Annotated in this window: 8 protein-coding genes; 4 read left to right on the top strand and 4 right to left on the bottom strand. The window is 73.1% G+C overall.

Going from position 1 to position 20636, the window contains the following annotated elements:
* Positions 1-47: 47 nt before the first annotated feature.
* The 3 genes from ACFVTF_RS15365 to ACFVTF_RS15355 all read right to left on the bottom strand — a co-directional run bounded on the left by ACFVTF_RS15365 (position 48) and on the right by ACFVTF_RS15355 (position 5786).
* Positions 48-1616: a hypothetical protein gene (locus ACFVTF_RS15365; protein WP_387813816.1), complete on the bottom strand. Its 1569-nt coding sequence runs from the start codon at positions 1614-1616 to the stop codon at positions 48-50.
* Positions 1617-1683: 67 nt separating this feature from the next.
* Positions 1684-2439 carry a leucyl/phenylalanyl-tRNA--protein transferase gene (locus tag ACFVTF_RS15360; protein WP_387813814.1) on the bottom strand — a complete coding sequence of 252 codons (756 nt, stop codon included), beginning with the start codon at positions 2437-2439 and terminating at the stop codon, positions 1684-1686.
* The gene (locus ACFVTF_RS15355; RefSeq protein WP_387814118.1) at positions 2436-5786 is read right to left on the bottom strand and encodes an amino acid adenylation domain-containing protein; all 3351 of its coding nucleotides are present in this window, start codon (positions 5784-5786) and stop codon (positions 2436-2438) included. The genes ACFVTF_RS15360 and ACFVTF_RS15355 overlap by 4 nt, the downstream gene beginning before the upstream one ends.
* Before the next feature lie 289 nt (positions 5787-6075).
* On the opposite strand from ACFVTF_RS15355, the gene ACFVTF_RS15350 reads away from it, so the two are divergent.
* Positions 6076-9273, top strand: a complete 3198-nt coding sequence (locus tag ACFVTF_RS15350) for a putative bifunctional diguanylate cyclase/phosphodiesterase (RefSeq protein WP_387813812.1) — start codon at positions 6076-6078, stop codon at positions 9271-9273.
* Positions 9274-9336: 63 nt separating this feature from the next.
* Here the strand turns inward: ACFVTF_RS15350 and ACFVTF_RS15345 are convergent, their stop codons facing one another.
* A complete protein-coding gene (locus tag ACFVTF_RS15345; RefSeq protein WP_363624420.1) occupies positions 9337-10296 on the bottom strand; it encodes a helix-turn-helix transcriptional regulator in 960 nt (319 codons plus the stop codon).
* A gap of 445 nt (positions 10297-10741) precedes the next feature.
* Between ACFVTF_RS15345 and ACFVTF_RS15340 the strand changes: the two genes are divergently transcribed.
* From ACFVTF_RS15340 to ACFVTF_RS15330, 3 genes are all read left to right on the top strand, one after another.
* The gene (locus ACFVTF_RS15340) at positions 10742-11359 is read left to right on the top strand and encodes a papain-like cysteine protease family protein (protein ID WP_387813810.1); all 618 of its coding nucleotides are present in this window, start codon (positions 10742-10744) and stop codon (positions 11357-11359) included.
* A gap of 4 nt (positions 11360-11363) precedes the next feature.
* The gene (locus tag ACFVTF_RS15335; protein WP_387813808.1) at positions 11364-12215 is read left to right on the top strand and encodes a hypothetical protein; all 852 of its coding nucleotides are present in this window, start codon (positions 11364-11366) and stop codon (positions 12213-12215) included.
* A 375-nt stretch (positions 12216-12590) separates the two neighbouring features.
* On the top strand, positions 12591-20636 hold the full coding sequence (locus tag ACFVTF_RS15330; protein ID WP_387813806.1) for a ricin-type beta-trefoil lectin domain protein: 8046 nt from the start codon (positions 12591-12593) through the stop codon (positions 20634-20636).

Below are 20636 nucleotides of genomic sequence, written 5' to 3'. Positions count from 1 at the left end.
CCCGGGACCGGGGCGTACCCGAGCCCCGGGACCGGGGCGTTCCCGGGTCAGCCGCTCGGGCGCGGGGACGGCGGGGCCGCGGAGCCCGCCGCCAGGGGCCATTCGCGGTGGAACGGCGGCAGCGGGTACGCGCCCTCGATGACCGGGGTGCCGAAGACCTTGAGGTGGGCGAGCAGCGAGCCGGTCAGGTCGACGCCGCCGACCAGCGACCAACTGCCCTGGGCCTGCGGCGGGTTGCCGGAGGAGTCGACGGTCAGCGAGCCTTCGGCCCGGGCCCGCAGGTAAGGGGCGACGGTGGTCTGGACGCCGACGGTGTCGTAGAGGCCGACGGAGACGTCGGCGCCGAGCGCGGCCCGCACCCCGGCCTTGCCGGTGAGGCGCACCCGGACCGGGGAGACCTTGGTGTCGGCATCGGTGGTCGGGGTCCAGCCCTTGCCGCCGGTGTAGTCGGCGCGGACGGCCCAGGTGCCGGTGGCCTCCTGTTCGGCCTCCAGGTGGACCTGGCCGTCGGCGCCGACCTCCAGGTAGCAGGTGAGCTTCAGGTTGACCACGACGGGCAGTCCGGCGACGGTGAGCACCGGGCTGGCCTGCAACGTGGCGAAGGGCAGCCGGACGGGCGCGGCGCCGGTGCTGCGCGCGATGTCGCCGGTGACCTTCCACTGGGCGTGGGCGCCGAGGTCGAAGCCGATGGAGGCCGTGCGCGGGCTGCCGGCGGCGGCGCCGTGGTAGGCGAAGTGGACGGCGGGGTGCAGTTGGAGGGAGCCGGAGGCGTCCACGCTCGCGCCGTCGGGCAGCGGGACGGGGGCCTTGACGTCGACCTCCAGGGTGCCGGAGGCGTCGGCCTTCACACCGCCGCCGTCCGCACCGACGACGGCCTTGAGGTCCTTGACCAGCGGGGTGACGGTGATGCCGTGCGGGTCGACGGGCACCTGGCCGTCGGCCTCGGTGCCGCCGAGGAGTTCGGCGAGGGTGGCGGAGCGGGTGGTCAGGTTGAGGCTGGCGCCCGCGCCGGGGCGGACTCCGGTGACGGCGACCAGCGCGCCCTGGGGCGCGGCGGCGGTGGGCGGGCTGGCGATGAGCTGCCCGGGCTGAACGGCGGGGGCGGGCGCGGGGGTCGGCGTCGCGCCGGCGGTCGCGGTGGGCCCGGCGGTCGCGGTGGGCCCGGCGGTCGCGGTGGGCCCGGCTGCCGGCGGCGCCGAGAGGACGGCCGTGCCGCCTGCCGGGTCGTAAGCGGTGAGCTGGAGGTTCTGCCCGGCGGGGGTGGCCGCGCCGCCGTCCTTGGCGGGGGCGGCCACGGCGGCCTGCCGGTCGCCGGCCGGGGCGGCGGTGACCGGCGTACCGGCCGGGGCGGCCGCACCGGTCGGCCGTGCGGTGGCGGCGGCGGTGGTCGGGGCGGCGGCGGCCCGGGCGCGGGGGGTACCGGCGGCCGGGGCTGTCGGTGCCTGGCCGCCGACGGCGGACGCGGTCGTGGTCGTGCCGGTGGTGACGGCCGCTTCGGCGGTGCCGGCGGCGGCCTGCGGAGTGCCGGAGGTGGTCGGCCCGCAGGCGGCGACCCCGGCGAGGGCGAGGGTGAGGAGGGCGGGGCCGACGGCCCTGCCCATGGAGCTTTTGAACACGCGGCGTCATGTTACTGACGGGGAATAAGTTTGTCGAAGACAGGCCAAGCAGGGTAAAAGGCGCAGGTCAGACCAGCCGGGCCACGGGCAGTGGAGCTCCCGGCAGCGGGCCCACCGCGGCGTCCGCCGCCAGCTGGGCCAGGTACCGGGAGCGGGGTACCGGCTCGGCGCCGAGGCTGCGGATGTGCGGACTGTCCCACTGGGCGTCGAGCAGCCGCCCGCCGGCCGCGCCGAAGCGCACCCCGAGGTCGGCGACGGCGACACGGGCGGCGTCGGGGCGGCGGTGGAACATCGAGTCGAGGCTGAGGACGGGCCCGGCGGCGACGCCGAACACCCCGCCGATCAGCTCCTCGCCCTCCCACACCTCGCCGCTGTGGGCGGCCCCGAGCACATGCAGCTGCTCCAGTGCGGCCCGCAACTCACCCGTCAGCCAGGCCGGTTGGCGGCCCTCGGCGCAGCGGGCCAGCACCTCGCCGAAGGCCCGGTCGGCGCTGGTCCACCACTGCGGCCGGTGGCGCAGCCGCCGGGCGAGGCGGCTGCCGAGCCGGACGCCGTCGGGCGGCAGGACGGGCCGGGGGTCGGGCGACCACCAGGCCAGCGCGTACGGGTCGTCCCCGCCGGGCAGCAGTGCCACCTCGCCCGCCTCGACGGCCTGTTCGTAGCGCGCCTCGTTGTAGGCGCCGGCGTACTCGTCCGCCGCGGGCATCGGGAACAGGCCGCGGCGGTATGCCGCCAGCAGGTCCGACGCGCCGAGGCCGGCGCCGAACGCCACCGGCCCGTCGCCGGGCCCGCGTTGGACGTCCAGCCCGTCGAAGGGGCTCATGCCGGCGGCCCGAGGAAGCCCTCCGCCGCCAGCCGCCCCAGGTAGTGGTCGAGCAGCCCGGCGTCGACGGCGGGCAGGTCGATGCCGCTGCCGGCGAGCGCGGCGTCGGTGTTGGCGCGGTCGAACAGCGGGAAGACGGGCCGGAAGTACAGCTCGCTGATCGACAGCGGCGACCCGGGGGCGCGGTCGACGAACAGCGGGACGAACGGCGTGATGGGGTGGGCGGGGTGCCCGGCGGCGAACCGGACCAGGCCCTGCACCCAGTCGTGGTAAGGGAGTTCGGCGATCGGGTGGCCCCGGGCCCGGAGCCGTTCGGCGAGGTCGGAGAGGTCGGCCGGGCGCGGCGAGGTGAGGTGGTAGACCTCGCCGTCGGCGGGGGCGTGGGCGGCGATGTGGGCGACGGCGCGCGCGAAGCGGTCGGCCGGGACGAAGTCGAGCGGCAGCAGCACGTCCGGGCAGGTGCCGCTGTCCGCCAGGTACGCGATGAGCGCGCAGATCTCGGTGCCGGTGTTCATCACGCCGGTCGCGAGGTCCCCGGTGACGTCGTTGGTGCGCAGCACGGTGACCGGGAGCCCGGCGGCGGCCGCCTCGTGCAGCAGCTGTTCGGCGACCCACTTGCTCTCGACGTAGCCGACGCCGAGCCGGTCGGGGTGGGCGAGCGGGGTCCGTTCGGTGACCTCGCGGACGCCGGCCGCGCCGAAGCCGGCCAGCACGGCGAGGGTGGACAGGTAGTGCACGGGTACGCCCCGGCTGTGCCCGGCGAGACGGATGATCTCGCGGGTGCCGCCGACGTTGGGCGCGCGCAACTGGTGGTACGGGTAGAGGAAGTTGACCTGCCCGCCGAGGTGGTGGACGGCGTCCAGGCTCCCGGCCAGTCCGTCGAACTGACGCTGCGTCAGCCCCAGTCGGGGTGCGGCGAGGTCGCCGACCAGGGGCACCACCCGGGTGTCGGTGAGGTCGTGGCGCAGGAAGCGCTGTTGGGCGGCGCGCAGGCGTTCCAGCGCGTGCTCCTCGTCGGGGGCGCGGACCAGGCAGTGGATCCGGGCCCCGGTGGTGGCGAGCAGGGCGTGCAGCAGGTGGGCGCCGCAGAAGCCGGTGGCACCGGTGAGCAGGATCTCGGCGGGTTCGGCCCGGCTGGGTGCCGGGCTCCAGGACTGCTGGACGGGGTGGGCGAGCCGGGCTTCGGCGGCCCAATCGACGGCGGCCTCGCCGGAACCGGGGCCGTCGGCGTGGGCGGTGCGCCCGGCTCCGTCGGCGCGGGCGGCCTGGACGGCGGTCGCGAAGGCACGCAGGGTGGCGTCGCGCAGCAGGGCGCGGGTGAGGGCGCGGACGCGGGTGACGTCGAGGCCGAGCATGATCCGGGCGCGGGCGAGCATCTCCATGGCCAGCAGGGAGTTGCCGCCGAGGGCGAAGAAGTCGTCGGCGGGCCCGACCTCCTCGACGCCGAGCAGTTCGGCCCACAGCTGCCCGATGGCGTCCTCGACGGCTCCCCCGCCGCCCACCGCCCCGGTGCCGCCCGCGCCGCCCGCGCCGGCCCGGCCCGGGGTGCGCGGCTCGGCGTGCGGCAGCCGGCGGCGGTCGACCTTTCCGGCCGGGGTGAGCGGCATGCGGTCCAGCGCCACGAAGGCCGCCGGGAGCATGTACTCCGGCAGCCGTTCGGCCAGGAAGGCGCGGAGCCGGTCGCGGCGGACCCCGGCTTCCGCACCGGCGTCGGCGTGGTCGGCGAGCGTGTAGTAGGCGGTGAGCACGCGGCCCCCGTCGGGGTCGCCGCCGTCGGCGGCGACCCGGGCCTGCCGGACGTCGGGGTGGGCGGCGAGGGCGGCCTCGATCTCGGCGGGGTCGACGCGGTGGCCGAGCACCTTCACCTGGTCGTCGAAGCGGCCGAGGATCTCCAGCTGCCCGTCGGCCCGCCAGCGCCCGGCGTCGCCGGTGCGGTACATCCGCTCGCCGGGCACCGGCGCGTACGGGTCGGGGACGAAGGCGTCGGCGGTCGCCACGGGCGCGCGCCAGTAGCCCCGGGCGAGGCCGGGCCCGCCGAGGTGGATCTCGCCCCGCTCGCCGGGCCGCACGGGGGACAGCCGGGCGTCCAGGACGTGCACCCGCACGCCGGGCAGGGGGCGGCCGATCGGCACCGGCGCGGCCGGGCCGCCCGGGCCGGCGGCGTCCAGCAGGGCGGGGGTGACCTCGCAGAGCGTGGAGGTGACGGCGGCCTCGGTGACCCCGTAGGCGTTGACCAGCCGGACGCCGGGCAGCCGGTCCAGGCAGCTGCGGCAGTCGTCGGCGTGCACGACGTCCCCGCCGACGACGACCAGCCGCAGCCCCTCCGGGCCGGGCCCGCCGGGCGGGAGCAGCGTGAGCACGTGGTGCCAGTAGGCGGGGGTGAGGTCGGCGACGGCGAGGCCGGGTCCGCGCATCCGCTGGACGAGCTCGGTGGGCGCCCAGGTGCGGCCGCCGCCGAGGACGAGGGTGGCCCCGGCGAGCAGGGTCGCGAAGACCTGCTCCAGCGCGGTGTCGAAGCCGAGTGCGGCGAGTTGCAGGACGCGGTCGCCGGGGGCGAGGCCGTAGGCGTGGACGACCCGGTCGAGGGTGAACACCAGGGAGCGGTGGGTGACGGGGACGCCCTTGGGGGTGCCGGTGGTGCCGGAGGTGTAGATCAGGTAGGCGAGGTCGTCGGGCCCGGCCCCGTCGAACTCACCGGGCCCGCCGGGCCCGCCTGCGCCGGCTAAGCCGGTGAGGACCGGCTCGCCGCCGCCGTCCGGCCCGTCCTCGGCGTCCACCGGCACCGGCTCGACGCCCGGCGGCGCCCCGCCCTCGGTGACCGCCACCCGCGCCCCGCTGTCCTCGACCAGCCGGGCCAGGCGCCGCGCCGGGTACGCCGGGTCCAGCGGCAGCAGCGCCGCGCCCGCCTTCAGCACGCCGAGCCAGGCGACGACCAGGCCCGCGCCGCGTTCGAGGCAGACCGGCACCACCTGCTCGGGGCCGGCCCCGCGCGCCCGCAGCGCCCTGGCCAGGCGGTCGCTGCGCCGGTCCAGCTCGCGGTAGCTCAGCGTGGTGTCGTCGGCGACGACGGCGACCGCGTCCGGGTGCTGCGCGGCGCGGGAGCGCAGCAGTCCGGGCACGGTGCCGCCGTCGCCCTCGGCCCGCCCGCGGCCGCGCTCCCCGGGGGAGCCGAGCCCGGGGAAGCCGAGCCCGGGCGGGCGCCATTCGCGGGCCACGTGGGCCCGGCAGTCCTCGTGGCCGGCCGGCCCGTGGACCAGGTGCCAGCCGCCCGGCACGGTCAAGTCGCCGGGCCAGATCGCATACTGACCGCTGTCGTTTCGAACCACGGCGTGACGCCCGGAGTTCACATCCGTTCGTACGCCCTGTGCGCTGTCTGCTGCGTCGTCCACCGGCTTGACCTCGTGCTGTGGCGGCAGTTTCCTGGGAGGTGCGACATTTCCGACTATACGCACTCAGGGCACAGGACGAACGTCCGATCGCAACCCGACCGGACGCGACGCTGCCGTGTGCCCGTCAGCCCGGGACGAGACGACCCTGCGACCGCCAAGACCCGTCCTCGCCCGAACTCCCCCGTCCCACCGGCCGGGTGGCGTCGCGGAGGAGGTAGCCCCGTTGACACGTCGGCGATAACGCCTGATGGTCTGTTACCTGCTGTGGATGGTGCTGTTCACCGGCGTCTACTACGTCAACCCCTCGCAGCGGATCATCTGGTGGACGGGCATCGGCCTCGGCAGCAGCGCGGCCATCGTGGCCGGCATCCGCCTCAACCGCCCCGCGCACGCGCTGTTCTGGTACGTGCTGGCGCTCGCCAACCTGAGCTTCACCGCGGGCGAGGTCGTCCAGGTCGTCCAGACCCAGTTCCTGCACCTGCACAACCCGTTCCCGTCCGTCGCCGACGGCTTCTACCTGGCCGAGTTCGTGCTGTACGCGGCCGGCGTGCTCGGCTTCATCCGCTGGCGCACGGCCCGTCAGGACCGCGCCGGCCTGCTCGACGCGCTGATCCTCACCATGGGCCTGGCGCTGCTCGCCTGGATCTACCTGATCCTCCCGTACGCCCGCAACCCCGACCTCTCCTGGTTCCAGAAGGCCGTCTCGATCGGCTACCCGCTCGGCGACGTGGTCGTCCTCGCCCTGCTGCTGCGGCTGCTGACCCCGCGCGGCGGCACCAGCCGGGCACTGCAACTGCTCACCGTCGGCACCGTCGGCATGCTGGTCGCGGACACCCTGTACGGGCTGATCCAGTTGCACGGCAACTGGCACATCGGCACCCCGGTCGACTTCGGCTGGGCCGCCTTCTACACCGCCTGGGGCGCGGCCGCGCTGCACCCGTCCATGGTCGAGCTGACCAGACCCGTCCCCACCCAGCAGCCCGACCTGAGCGCCGGCCGCCTCGCCCTGCTCACGCTGGCCTCGCTGATCGCCCCGGCGATCCTGATCATCGAGTCGCTGAACGGCAACACCAGCAACGCGGGCGTGATCGGCGCCTTCTCCGCCCTCCTGTACCTGCTGGTGCTGGCCCGGCTGGCGGTCGTCGTGGTCGCCCGCCGGCAGGCGATCGCCCGCGAGCGGGCCCTGCGCGAGGCCGGCGCCAGACTCACCGCGGCCGTCACCGTCGAGGAGGTCGCGGACGCCGTCCAGGCCACCGCCTCCACCCTGATGCCCACCGAGCCCGGGCACGTCGCCCTGCTCGCCGTCACCGAGGCCGGCGTCCTGCACGTGCGGCACGCCGAACGCGGCGCCGCCCAGCACCACCTGGGCCCCGTCACCGACTCCGACGAGGCGCTCGCCCTCGCCGCCTACCGGGAGACCCGGCTGCTGCCCGTCGAGGACATCGGCAGCGACCTCGCCGCCCGCCTCGACGGCATGCCCTCCGCCCTGCTGTGCCCGCTCACCCTCGACGAGCGCCCCTCCGGCGACCCGCTGATCGGCGCGCTCATCGTCACCGGCACCGCGCAGGAGCTCACCAGCCTGTGGAGCTCGCTGGAGATCCTGGCCGCGCAGGCCGCACTGGCCGTCGAACGGGTCATGCTGAGCCAGGAGGTCAACCGCCGCAACAGCGAGCTGTACTTCCGCACCCTGGTGCAGAACGCCAGCGACGTCATCCTGATCCTGGACGCCGACGACGGCGTCCGCTACGCCTCCTCCTCCGCCGAACGGGTCCTCGGCTACCCCAGCCTGGACGGCACCCTGCTCACCGAGCTCGTCCCGCCCGAGGACAGCCGGGCCGTCGGCCGGGCGCTGGCCCGGATGCGCGGCCCGGTGGACGCCGCCCCGGCGCACGCGCCGGAGCACTCGCCGCCGCACGATCCGCCGCACTCGCCGCACTCGCCGGCACGCGAACCGCTGCGCGAGCAGCCCCGTGAGCACTGGCGGCTGCTGCGGCAGGACCGGACCCCGATCGAGGCCGAGGTCCGCTTCAACGACCTGCGCGCCGACCCGACGGTCGGCGGCCTGGTGCTCACCCTGCGCGACGTGACCGAGCAGCGCCAGATGGAGCGCGAACTCACCCACCGGGCCTTCCACGACTCCCTCACCGGCCTCGCCAACCGGGTGCTGTTCCTGGACCGGGTCGGCCACGCGCTGTCCCGCGGCGAGCGCAGCGGCGCCGTCACCGGGGTGCTCTTCCTCGACCTCGACGACTTCAAGGTGGTCAACGACACCCAGGGGCACGCGGTCGGCGACGAACTGCTGATCGCCGTCTCGCTGCGGGTCTCCACCGCGCTGCGCAGCTCGGACACCGCCGCCCGGCTCGGCGGCGACGAGTTCGCCGTCCTGGTCGAGGACGCGCTGCGCCCGGCCGACGTGGACGCCATCGCGGACACCGTACTGGCCGTGTTCGCAGAACCGTTCAAGCTGAGCGCGGGGGCCGTCCGGGTGACGGCCAGCATCGGCGTCGCCACCACCGAGGACAGCGTCGACCCGGCCGAACTGCTCACCCACGCCGACCTCGCGCTCTACTCCGCCAAGTCGGCCGGCCGCCGCCAGTGGCGCCACTACCAACCCGCCCTCCAGACCGGGCTGGTGGAGCGGCACGAGCTGAACGAGAACCTGGACGCGGCGATCGCCGAATCCTCCTTCCAGCTGTACTACCAGCCGATCGTCGACCTGCGCACCGGCGGCCTGGTCGCCTTCGAGGCACTCGTCCGCTGGCCGCACCAGCGGCGCGGCATGGTGCTGCCCGACGAGTTCATCGCCCTCGCCGAGGAGAGCGGCCAGATCGTCCCCCTCGGCGCCTGGGTCCTGGAACGCGCCGCCCAGGAGGCCGCCGCCTGGCACGCCGCCAGCTCCGCCGACCGCGCCGCCGCCGGCCTCCCCCCGCTGCGGGTCAACGTCAACGTCTCCGCCCGCCAGTTCCGCGACGCCGGCTTCGTCGACGTCGTCCGCGGCGCCCTGCGCAGCTCCGGCATCGACCCGCACACCCTCGTCCTCGAACTCACCGAATCCGTCCTGATGCGCCGCGACGACCGCGTCCACGCCGACATGGCCGCCCTCGGCGACCTCGGCGTCGGCATCGCCATCGACGACTTCGGCACCGGCTACTCCTCGCTCTCCTACCTGCGCGAGTTCCCGATCTCCATCCTCAAGATCGACAAGTCCTTCATCGACGGCCTCGGCCTCTCCCCGCAGCAGTACGCCCTCGTCGAAGGCATCACCCGCATCGCCGACACCCTCGGCGTCCGGGTCATCGCCGAAGGCATCGAACACCCCGAACAGCGCGACCTCCTCGCCGCCATGGGCTGCCCGCTCGGCCAGGGCTACCTCTTCGCCCACCCCATGACGGCCCCGCAGGCCCGCGCCCTCGCCGGCGGCAGCACCGCGCGCGAACCGGCCTGACCCCTGGTCGCAGGTCCGCGCATCAGGTCCGGCGCATCAGGTCCGTGTCTTCAGGTCCACACCTCAGGTCCACGCCCAGCGGATGCCCGCGACCCCGGGCCCCAGCGCGGTCGCCACCACGTGCGCCAGGTGGTGGCTGTCCAGGGTGAGATCGGCCAGGCTGTCGTCCGGGCCCTCCGAGTCACTCGCCGTGAACCACTGGCACTGCACCGGGAGTTCGCCCGGATCGAAGCGCACCCGCAGGACGTAGTGGTCCGCCGGAAAGCGGAAGGCCGCACGGTAGCGGCAGCACTCGGCCGCGCTGTGCGGGCGCACCTCGAAGGAGAACACCTGGGTCTCGGAGCAGTGCAGCGAGCGGTCGAACAGCAGCTCCGCGAGCACCACCCGGGCCACCGGATCCCGGCGCACCCGCCCCAGCCGACAGCTGTCCCCCGCCACGATCTCGACGGCCCCCTCGTCCACCCCCTCGTCGCAGTCGTAGATCAGCAGCGCCCGGTCGACCCCGTCCTGACGGGCCCGGACCGCCACCATCGAACTGAGCGCCGCCAGTTCACGATGCGGCCCGACCGTCACCGTCGCGCACTCGGTGACCACCTGGAGCTTCCCGGCCGCCGGGCTGTCCAGATCCGCGAGCAGTCCGCCCAGATCACCGGGGGTGCGCACCATCTGCGGATACGGACGCGGCCCGCCGCCGTCGCGGTCCGCCCCGCCGCGCGGCCGCGGCGCACCCAGCAGGGCGGTGAGCGCGTGCGTCGGCAGCCCGAGGATCTCCTCCAGCGCGGCCACCACCCGTAACGACTCCGGGCGTTCCGGTCGGCGCAGCCCGCGCTGCCAGTAGCTCAGGGTCGTGACGGCGATCCGCAGTCCGCGCTCGGCCAGCCGGCTGCGCAGCCGCTCCAGCGGCAGCCCGCGGGCCTCGATCGCGGTGCGCAGCGCGAGACCGAAGGGCCCGCTCCGCAGCGCGGCCAGCACGGCGGCGCTCTCCGGGGCAACACCGGGCGGCGGTTCCTGACGACTGGCCATCGGGACTCCCGGGGCTACTGGCCCGGCCGGCACGCGGCGGCGGGGCCGAGGGGACACGGCGGCGGTGCGGGGGACGGCGGTGCAGGGGCGGGGGGACGCGGTACGGGGGGACGCAGTGCGGGGGGACGCGGCGCGCTGTGAAATTACCGGCTTACCCCGGCCGCGTCCATATCCGGGAGCCCCCCTCCCGGCCACCCGTCTGCGGCGCAGCACCTCCGCCGCACCGCCCCTCTTCACAGCCCCGTTCACAGCACCGCCCGCTCCCCTCCGGGGGGTCTGGGAGCGGCCCGGCCGGCTGCCTACGCTTCCTAGCAACCCCGGTCCGGGCCCGCCGCGTCGGCCGCGCGGCACACCCCCACACAGCACACCCCCACACAAGGCACACCCCAGGGCGGCGCCGGGTGCACACGGAGCCGCCCGTGCCCCCGCACGAAGGAGTTCCCCCATGAGCGGACCCATCCGTGGGTCGTCCCTGCGCGCCGCACTGGCCGCGCTGTGCATGCTGGCCGCCGTCGTGACCACCGGCGCCGGCACCGCCTCGGCCTCCCCCCAGGCCGCCGCCGGCAATTCCCAGACCTTCGCCGCCAGTTCCCGGCTCAACATCTCCATGCAGACGCAGGAGCAGGACCAGTGGTGCTGGGCCGCCTCCGGCGACACCATCGCCACCTTCCTCGGCCACGGCACCGACCAGAACTCGTTCTGCGACCTCGCCTACGGCCAGGACACCTCGTACCAGTGCCCCAACCAGCCCGGCCAGCTCTCCTGGGTGCAGAACGCGCTCTCCGCCCTCGGGGTGTCCCCCGGTCAGGAGACCGGCGCCCTGTCCTTCAACACCATCGTCAGCGAGATCAACGCGGGCCGGCCGATCGAGACCGGCATCTCCTGGCTGGCCGGCGGCGGGCACGCCCAGGTCATCTACGGCTACGACCAGAGCAACAAGTCCATCTACTGGGGCGACCCGTGGCCCAGCAGCAACCGCTACAACCTGGCGTCGTACAGCTACTACGCCGGCTACAACGGCCAGTTCAACTGGAACGACTCGCTGTACCGGATCGGGGCGTGACACGATGACGCACTTCCGCGCCCCGCGCGCCCTCGCCGCCATCGCCCTCGCCGGCAGCGGACTGCTCGCCGCCGCCCCCGCCCTCGCCGCCACCCCGGCCACGGCAGCCGGCGTCCCGTCCGCCCCGTCCGCGGCCGACGTCACCGCGGCCACCGCGGCGGCGAAAGCCGCCCCCGTCGTGCAGACCCTCGGCGGGTTCTTCGCCCACGGCTCCGGCCAGGGCTCCTCCGACGCCCGCCAGGCGCAGGCCGCCGCCCCGGCCCGGGTGGTCGGCGACACCGTCCCCGTGTACTACCTCAACCCGGACTTCGTCGCGGCGGCCTCCGTCGGGGCGCCGGTCGCGAAGTTCGCGTTCATGGCGACCGAGGCCGACGCGGCCGACGGCCGCAAGGCCTCGGTGTGGACGGCCCCCGACCCGCGCAACAGCGGGTCCTGGGCCGAGATCAACATAGCCTCCGGCAGCGACGAGACCGACCACGCCGCCGCCGCGGCAGCACTGGGCCGGGGCGCCGTCGCCTTCGAGGAACCGCAGATCCGGGCCTGGTACGCCCTGGTCGACGGCCAGGTGCGGCCGCTCAACCCGGACGCGGTCCGGTCCGTGGGCGACGCGGGCATCACCCTCGCCCAGTACCAGCAGGTGGTCCACGACCGGTACGCCGACAAGCTGCCCGGCACCGACTACGCCAAGGCGCACCTGCTCGGCGGCTTCGACCGGGGAACGGCCCCCGTCGCGGCACCGGCCGGCGACTCCACCCCGACCACCGCCCTGCTCACCGGGGCGGGCACCCTCCTCGCCGCCCTCGGACTCGGCACGGCGCTGCTGCGCCGCCGCCGGGCGGGCCGCGGCACCGCCTGACGGCACCTGCACACCTCTCCAGGTGAAGGCGAAAACGGAAATTCCTCACGGAAATTGACAGAAAGTCAATTTCAACCAGAACAACCTCAGGCCTCGCCCGCATCCGCGGGCGAGGCCTCCTCCATACCCTCAGGCACCTCTCACCAGGGATGACGCCAGCGAGGCGGTCCAGGTTTTCGCAACGCCCCTACACAAATGATCTGTTACGGAATCGTCATCCTGATTGGTCACTGGGAGTCAGCTGGGAGTGAGAGATTGTCCTTCGGCTTTAGACAAGCCATTCTGAACAATGCACATTCCTTGAGAGAGTCTTTAATGACACGACGGTCCCGGGCCTCGTCCGCATTCGCGGGCGGGGCCTTCTCTACGCGTCGGATGCGCCCCGTATCGGCGCTCCTGACGCTCGGCCTGCTGGTGCAGGCCGGTGTGGTGGTGGACGCGGTGACGGCCGCTCCGGCCTCCGCCGCGCCCACACCCGCCACTCCGCCCGCCACTCCGGCCACCGAGGCGCCTGACGAGGCTTCGGCGCTGCTCTCGGCCCGGTTGCAGAAGCGGCGGATCGAGGTCACCAACGCCCGCACGGAGTTCACCACGCTGTGGGCGAACCCGGACGGCACGCTGACCTCCGACCGCTCCACCGGGCCGATCCGGATGAAGGTCGGCGAGGCCTGGGTGCCCGTCGACACCACGCTGGTGCAGACCCCGGACGGCAAGGTGGCGCCGAAGGCGCACCCGGGCGGGGTCGTCTTCGAGGGCGGCGACGCCGGGGTGACGGTCGGCGACAGCCTGCCGGGCGCCGCGATACCCACGACCGCACCGACCACGGCACCGGCCACGACTCCGAGCGCAGCGGCCACCACCGCGCTGGCCACGGCACCTGCGGCGTCGCCCAGTGCGATACCGACGGCTTCCGCTTCCGCGTCCCCGTCGTCGTCTCCGTCGGCCTCCGCTTCGGCTTCGGCTTCTGCCTCCGCGTCGGCTTCCGCTTCCGCCTCTGCTTCGGCTTCGGCTTCGGCTTCGGCCGACGCGAGCCGGGCCTCCCGCAGCGGCGCCCGCGCCGCCGCCCAGGCCGCCGACCCGCAGTCCGCCGCCCCGGCCCCGGTCCCCGCCGAGCGCGAGCTGGTCAAGATCGGCTCCGGTGAGCAGCAGGTCAAGTTCGGCTGGCTGGGCAAGCTGCCCAAGCCCAAGCTGGAGGGCAACAAGGCGACCTACGTCAACGCCCGCCCCGGCGTCGACCTGGTCCTCGAAGCCACCCGGACCGGCTTCGAGCAGTTCCTGATCGTCAAGGACCGCTCCGCCGTCGCCCAGACCGGCACGGTGACGCTCCCGCTGGACACCACCGGGCTCACCGTCTCGCCGCAGCAGGACGGTTCGATCCAGCTGCTCGACAAGGCGACCGGCAAGGCGACGGTCAAGATCCCGGCCCCCGTCATGTGGGACGCCGCGGTCGACCCGGCCTCGCAGGAGCACCTGAACCGCGGCGCGGTGACGATGGAGGTGCGCGGCCAGGGCGCGGACACCGAGCTGGTGTTCACCCCGGACGCCGCCTTCCTCGCCGACCCGAAGACCCGGTTCCCGGTCACCGTCGACCCGGTGGTGGACGTCGGCACGACCTTCGACACCTACGTCCAGACCAACGAGAACATCGACGCCTCCTCGTCGACGGACCTCAAGCTGGGCAGCTACGACGGCAAGGTCGTGGCCCGGTCGTTCCTGACCGTCCCGGGCGGGTCGTTCAACGGCAAGCAGATCCTGGGCGCCACGCTCAACCTCGCCAACCACCACTCCTCGTCCTGCATCCCGAAGCAGTGGGAGGTCTGGAACGCGCCCGGCGCGGCCTGGTGGACCCGCTGGGGCAACCAGCCCGCGATGGAGCGCAAGTGGGCCACCTCGAACGACACGTACGACGTGGCGAACGACGGTGACACCCACGACTGCTACGCCTCCGACGGCACGTTCTGGGCCAAGGCCGACGTCACCGAGATGATCCGGTACTTCGCCCAGTTCGGCCACAACGAGTACGGTTTCGCCCTCAAGGCGGCCGACGAGTCGAGCAACCTGTCCTGGAAGAAGTTCAGCTCCGCGGAGGGCTACTGGCCTCCGTTCCTCTCGATCACCTACAACACCGTCCCGGCCACCCCGGCGACGGTGGAGGTGCAGCCGTCGCAGCAGGGCAACCCGCGCTACACCTCGGACGCGAACCCGCGCTTCCAGGTGCAGGCGGCCGACCCCGACGGTGACCCGCTGAAGGTCTACCTGGACCTGTGGCGCGGCGGCACGTTCATCGGCAGCATCGTCCGGGACACCCCGAACGGCGCGATCGCGACCGTCCGCCCCTCCGACTACGGCATCGCCAAGCTCGACGAGGGCGTGCAGTACACGATCTGGGCCATGCTCGACGACGGCAAGTCCCGCTCCGGCTGGGTCGGCACCAACGTCATCGCCGACACCGTCAAGCCCGGTACGCCGTTCGTGAGTTCGGCGGACTACCCGGCGGACGGGCTGTGGCACGGCACCGCCAACCAGGCCGGGTCGTTCACCTTCTCCCCCGCCCCCGGCACCGACGACACCGCGGCCTACGTCTACACCCTGGACGGCGGCACCCCGGTGACGGTCGCCGCCACCGGCGCGCTGACCACGTCGATCACGCCGACCACCGAGGGCCGGCGCGTGCTCAGCGTGCAGTCCAAGGACCGCGCGGGCAACCTGTCCCCGCCCGCGACGTACACCTTCCAGGTCGGCCAGGCGGGCATGAGCTCGCCGGTCAACGGCACCCAGTCCGCGAAGCGCGTCAAGCTCGCGGTCGACGCGCAGGCGCAGTTCCAGCGCGTCGTCTACCAGTACCGCCGCGGCCCCGGCGCCGCGGAGTACAACGTCCCGCGCACCAACCTGACCAAGGCGGACAACACCGCGGTCACCGAGGACAAGCCGCGGCTCGCGGACCTCGGCCCGCACGCCAACTGGAGCGTCCTCGACACGCTCGGCCAGGTCGGCGGCGTCGTCCAGGTCCGCGCCCTCCTCTTCCCCGAGGACGGCTCCGGCAACGGCTACGCCACCGTCTGGAACACCATCACGGTCGACCGCAACGCCGACGGCGCGGCCGGCACGGACATCGGCCCCGGCTCGGTCAACCTGCTGACCGGTGACTACTCGACCGACGTCACCGACGCCAACGAGTTCGCCCTGTCGGCGGCCCGCACCACCTCCTCCCGGGACACCGGCCGTGGCTGGCAGCCCCAGGGCGAGCGCCTGACGCTGAACCAGCGCCAGGTCGGCACCGACCTGACCGGCTTCACCGCCGGGCAGGCGACGCTGTCCCGCTCCACGGCCCGCGGCCACGACAACTCGCCCGACTCGCTCCTGGTCGTCCCGGCCGGCTCCGGGTGGGACTCCTTCGCCGCGCTCGGCCCCGAGTACACGCTCGGCCAGGGCATGCAGCCCGGCAAGACCTACCGGCTCACCGGCTGGATCTACGTCCCCGGCGCGACCGGCCTGGACAACCCGCTGGCCAACCGCGGCCTGCGGATGGTCGGCGTCTACCGCACCCCGGCCGGCTACGGCGAGACCGCCTCTCCGAAGGCGTCGTTCACCGACGGCTGGCAGCAGCTGACGCTGGACCTGACGGTGCCCAAGGACGCCACCGAGGCCTGGTTCCGCCTCTACAACGGCAACACCGCCGGCAGCGGCAAGGAGGTCTTCTTCGACGACCTGTCGCTGAAGGAGATCGTCGCCCCGTTCGGCCCGCAGTGGTCCGGCGGCCCGAACGCGGGCACCGGCTCGGACTACCGGGCGCTGTCGTTCCCGCAGTCCGACCTGGTCGAGATCAAGGGCAACGACGACAGCTCGCTGACCTTCGCCAAGGGCACCGACGGGACCTTCTTCCCCGAGCCCGGCGCCGAGTCGATGACCCTCAAGGCCGTACCCGCGAAGTCGGGCTCGGTGGTGCTGTCCTCGTCCGGACAGTGCCTGGAGGTGCCGAACGGCTCGGCCGGCAACGGCGCCAGGCTCCAGCCGGCCCCCTGCACGGGCGCGTCGAACCAGCAGTGGACCCGCGGGGACGACCTGACCCTGCGCCTGCTCGGCTACTGCCTGGACAACCCCTGGGGCCAGACCGGGAACGCCACGCCGCTCACCCTGTGGGGCTGCAACGGCGGTGACAACCAGCAGTGGGAGGTGCGCACCAACGGCACGGTCATGAACCGCCACTCGGGCCAGTGCCTGGACGCCGACAAGGGCGCCTCGATCTGGGTCTGCTGGGCCGGGCCGAACCAGGTCTGGGACGTCCAGACCTCCGGCACCACCTACGAGCTGAGCGAGCTGGACGGCTCGAAGACCGTCTTCGCCCGCCAGGCCGGTTCGAACATCTACCAGGTGGTCAGCGAGACGGGGGCGGAGGCCGCGTCGACCACCCGCTACCAGTACGACACCTCTGACGGCCGCTCGCTGGTCAAGCGCGTCATCCCGGCCGTCGAGCCGGGCGTCGACGACGTCAACGGCTGCACCGTCGACCCGCTGCCGCGCGGCTGCGAGGTGATGGAGTACGACTACGCCAAGGCCACCACCGCCACTTCCTCGGCCCCGGGTGACTACCTGGACCGGGTGCGGGGCGTGAAGGTCTGGTCGTGGAACCCCGCAACCTCCAAGCAGGAGGCCGTCGAGGTCGTGCACTACGTGTACGACGACCGCGGCCGCCTGGCTCAGGTGTGGGACCCGCGTCTGGCCACCCCGCTGAAGACCTCGTACAGCTACGACGACGCCGGCCGGGTCACCCGGATCGGCGCTGCCGGTGAGCTGCCGTGGAACTTCGACTACGGCAAGGCCGCGGCCGACCAGGACCCGGGCCGTCTCCTCAAGGTCCGCCGCGGCACGCTCGCACCGGGCACCAAGGACCAGGTCAACGGCGAGATCGCGACCAACGTCGTGTACGAGGTGCCGCTGACCCCTGCCGAAGGCGGACCGTACAACCTCTCGGGCGACGAAGCGCTCAAGTGGGCGCAGACCGACGCGCCGACGGACGCCACCGCGGTGTTCGGACCGGAGGACGTCCCCGCCGTCAACACCGCCACGGCTGCCAAGCCCGGCCCCGACGGCTACAAGCAAGCCACTGTCCACTACCTCAACGCCTCCGGCAACGAGGTCAACACCGCAGTCCCGTCCGTCACCGCCGAGGGTGACATCAGCACCTCCGAGTACGACCGCTACGGCCATGTCGTGCGCTCCCTCTCGGCGACCAACCGCTCGATCGCGCTCGACAAGCACCCCGACGCCGACAAGTTCGCCGCCGAGCTGAACCTGCCGAAGGACCCTGCTACACGGGCCCGCCTGCTGGACTCCCGCACCGTCTTCACGGCCGACGGCCTGGACGTGGCGGAGACCCTCGGGCCGGTCTACCGCGCCTCGTTGGCGGAGCAGGTCAACGGGCAGACCAACCCGGCAGTCGTCACGGCCGAGGCCGAGAAGCTGCCGCAGCTCGGGACCAACGCCAAGGTCCAGATCGACAACGACTGTTGCGGTGTCACCTGGTCCGGCGGTGCCCAGCTGGGCATCCGCGGCGCGGCGGCTGGCGCGTTCGACGCCATGCGCGTCACCGTTCCCGAGGAGGGCGAGTACGTCCTCTCCGGCCAGCTGACGAAGAACAGCGACCACGGCGTCATCCAGTGGGCGATCGACGGCAAGGACGTCGGCCAGCGGATCGACACCTACAGCGCCAACGCCGCGGTGGCCCCGTACACCATCGGCGCACCCGTGAAGCTGACGCGCGGCGACCACGAGCTGAAGCTCACCGTGGTCGACACCAACGCGGCCAGCGGCGGCGAACGGTTCCACACCGGCATCGACACCGTCACCCTCACCAAGGCGACCGTCAACCCGACCATGACCGCCGGGACTTCGGTCGTCGCCCGCGATCACAACACCAACACCTACGACGAAGGGAAGCCCGACGGCCAGGCCTACCACCTGGTCACCACCGCCACCGACGGTGCCCGCATCGACGGTTACGCCGACGACGTGGAGCTGCGCGTCACCAAGACCGGCTACGACACGCCGATCGGCGGCACCTCCGGCTGGACGCTCAAGCTGCCCACCGCAGTCACCACCGACGCCCTCGGCGCCAAGCTCACCTCGACGGTGAAGTACAACGCCTCCGGACGCGCACTGGAGTCCCGCAAGCCGGGCTCGAACGGTACCGACGCCGGAACGGTGAAGTCGGTGTTCTACACCGCCGGAGCCAACCCGGACGACCCCGCGTGCGCCAACCGTCCCGAGTGGGCGGGCCTGCCCTGCGTCACGATGCCGGGCGGCGCTGTTCCCGATGCCGACGCGTCGCGCATGCCGACCACCCTGCCGGTGAAGCGGGTCACCCGCTACTCGGCGTTCAATGAGCCCGAGGAGACCACCGAGACCAACGCGGGCAAGACCCGCAAGACCGTCACCGTCCACGACGGCCTGGACCGCGTCGTCTCGACCGAGATCACCTCGGACGAGGGCAAGCCGCTGCCGAAGGTCACCGTCGAGTACGACCCGGCCACCGGCGACGCGGTGAAGACCACCTCCGGCGGCAAGTCCCTGACCCGCGTCATGGACCAGCTGGGCCGGCTGATCTCCTACACGGACGCCGACGGCGCCACCACCACCTCGGAGTTCGACAAGTTCGGCAAGCCGGTGAAGCTGAGCGACCCGACCGGGTCCACCAGCTACACCTACGACCGCGCGAAGGAGCCGCGCGGATTCCTCACCTCCGTCACGGACAGCGTGGCGGGCGAGTTCACCGCCAAGTACGGCACGAGCGGTCAGCTCGTCGAGCAGACCTACCCCGGCGGCATCGTCCGCAAGGACACCTTCAACGCCATGGGTGTGGCCACCGGCCGTACTTACACCCGCAGTTCCGACAACACCGTGGTCTGGGCCCAGACCTCGGACATCTCCACCCAGGGCCAGGTCGCCAAGGACACCAGCTCCACCGCCACCCGCTCCTACCAGTACGACCGGCTCGGCCGGCTGGTGAAGGCCGAGCAGACCACGGTCGCCACCGGCTGCGTCACCCGCCAGTACGCCTTCGACGCCCACTCCAACCGCCTGTCCAAGCAGACCTCCCCGCGCGGGGCGGACGGCAAGTGCAGCACGGACGGTGCCACGGCGGAGAACCACACCTACGACAGCGCCGACCGGCTCACCGACGCCGGCTTCGTCTACGACGCCTTCGGGCGCACCGTGAAGACGGCCACCGGCGCGACCAACACCTACTGGGCGAACGACCGCGTCGCCGCCCAGGAGAAGGGGGACACCAAGCAGGAGTGGGCCGTCGACGCCGCCCACCGCCTCACCGGGTTCACCACCAGCAAGAAGCAGGCCGACGGAACCTGGGCCACCGCCACGTCGAAGCTGAACCACTACAGCGACGACTCGGACGAGGTCCGCTGGACCGTCGAGGACACCGCCCAGGGCACCCTGACCCGCAACGTCTCGGGCCCGGACGCCGATCTGACGGCCACCACCAGCAAGACCGGTGATGTCCAGCTGCAACTGACCAACCTGTTCGGCTCGGTGGTCGTCACCACCGATACCGCGCTCACCAAGCCGGTGGTGCTCGACTTCGACGAGTTCGGCATCCCGCAGGACGGACAGGCGAACGCCCGCTACGGCTGGCTCGGCGGCAAGCAGCGCTCCGCCGAGGCCCAGGACGGCGACATCCTCATGGGTGCCCGCCTCTACAGCCCGACCCTCGGCCGCTTCCTGCAGATCGACCCGGTGCCCGGCGGCAACGCCAGCCCGTACGACTACTGCACCGGCGACCCGATCAACTGCACCGACCTCGACGGCAACTGGGGCATCAAGAGCTTCCTGAAGAAGACGGTCGAGGTCGTCGCCAAGGTCGCCGAAGTGGCCGCCTACATCCCCGGCCCGATCGGCACCATAGCGGCCGTGGTCTCCTCGGTCTCCTACGCGGCTACCGGGAACACGGCCAAGGCTGCCGAGATGGCGGTCGTGGCAGTGGCGCAGGTCGTCGGAGCAGGTGCCGCAGCGGGGGCTGCATTCGCAGCCGTCAAGGCCGTTTCCGCAACGCGCAAGGTGGCCAAGGCTGCTGCCTGGGCGGCCACCAAGGCGAAGGTCAAATACACCGAGAAGCTGTTTCTCAGCAAGACCTTCGGAGGAAGGTCGGAGAGATTCGGCAACGTGAGTATGACTGCCTTCAAGAAGGGTGAGCAGAAGCTCGGCCTCAGGGAACCCGGCAAGGCCGGTCGGTACAATAGTGGAAACAAGGACACCAGGTGGGCCGCCGGCTGGTCGGTCCACAAGCGTGATGGCGACAAGGTCTATCGAGCCGTCTTCAGGATCAAGACGCCCATCCCCAAGCTGCGGAAGATCGACGCCCTCTGGGGCCCCCGCATCGGGAAGCACGCGTTCAAGCATCACTGGTAA

Source organism: Kitasatospora sp. NPDC057940 (assembly GCF_042887425.1).
Taxonomy (GTDB): domain Bacteria; phylum Actinomycetota; class Actinomycetes; order Streptomycetales; family Streptomycetaceae; genus Kitasatospora.
Note: the sequence above shows the minus strand (reverse complement) of the source record. Positions and strands in the feature narration are given on the sequence as shown.

Excerpts from the sequence above, each read along its gene's own strand:
- ACFVTF_RS15345 (WP_363624420.1), bottom strand. The coding sequence starts at position 10,296 with ATGGCCAGTCGTCAGGAACCGCCGCCCGGTGTTGCCCCGGAGAGCGCC.
- ACFVTF_RS15340 (WP_387813810.1), top strand. The coding sequence starts at position 10,742 with ATGAGCGGACCCATCCGTGGGTCGTCCCTGCGCGCCGCACTGGCCGCG.
- ACFVTF_RS15360 (WP_387813814.1), bottom strand. The coding sequence starts at position 2,439 with ATGAGCCCCTTCGACGGGCTGGACGTCCAACGCGGGCCCGGCGACGGG.
- ACFVTF_RS15350 (WP_387813812.1), top strand. The coding sequence starts at position 6,076 with ATGGTCTGTTACCTGCTGTGGATGGTGCTGTTCACCGGCGTCTACTAC.
- ACFVTF_RS15335 (WP_387813808.1), top strand. The coding sequence starts at position 11,364 with ATGACGCACTTCCGCGCCCCGCGCGCCCTCGCCGCCATCGCCCTCGCC.
- ACFVTF_RS15330 (WP_387813806.1), top strand. The coding sequence starts at position 12,591 with ATGCGCCCCGTATCGGCGCTCCTGACGCTCGGCCTGCTGGTGCAGGCC.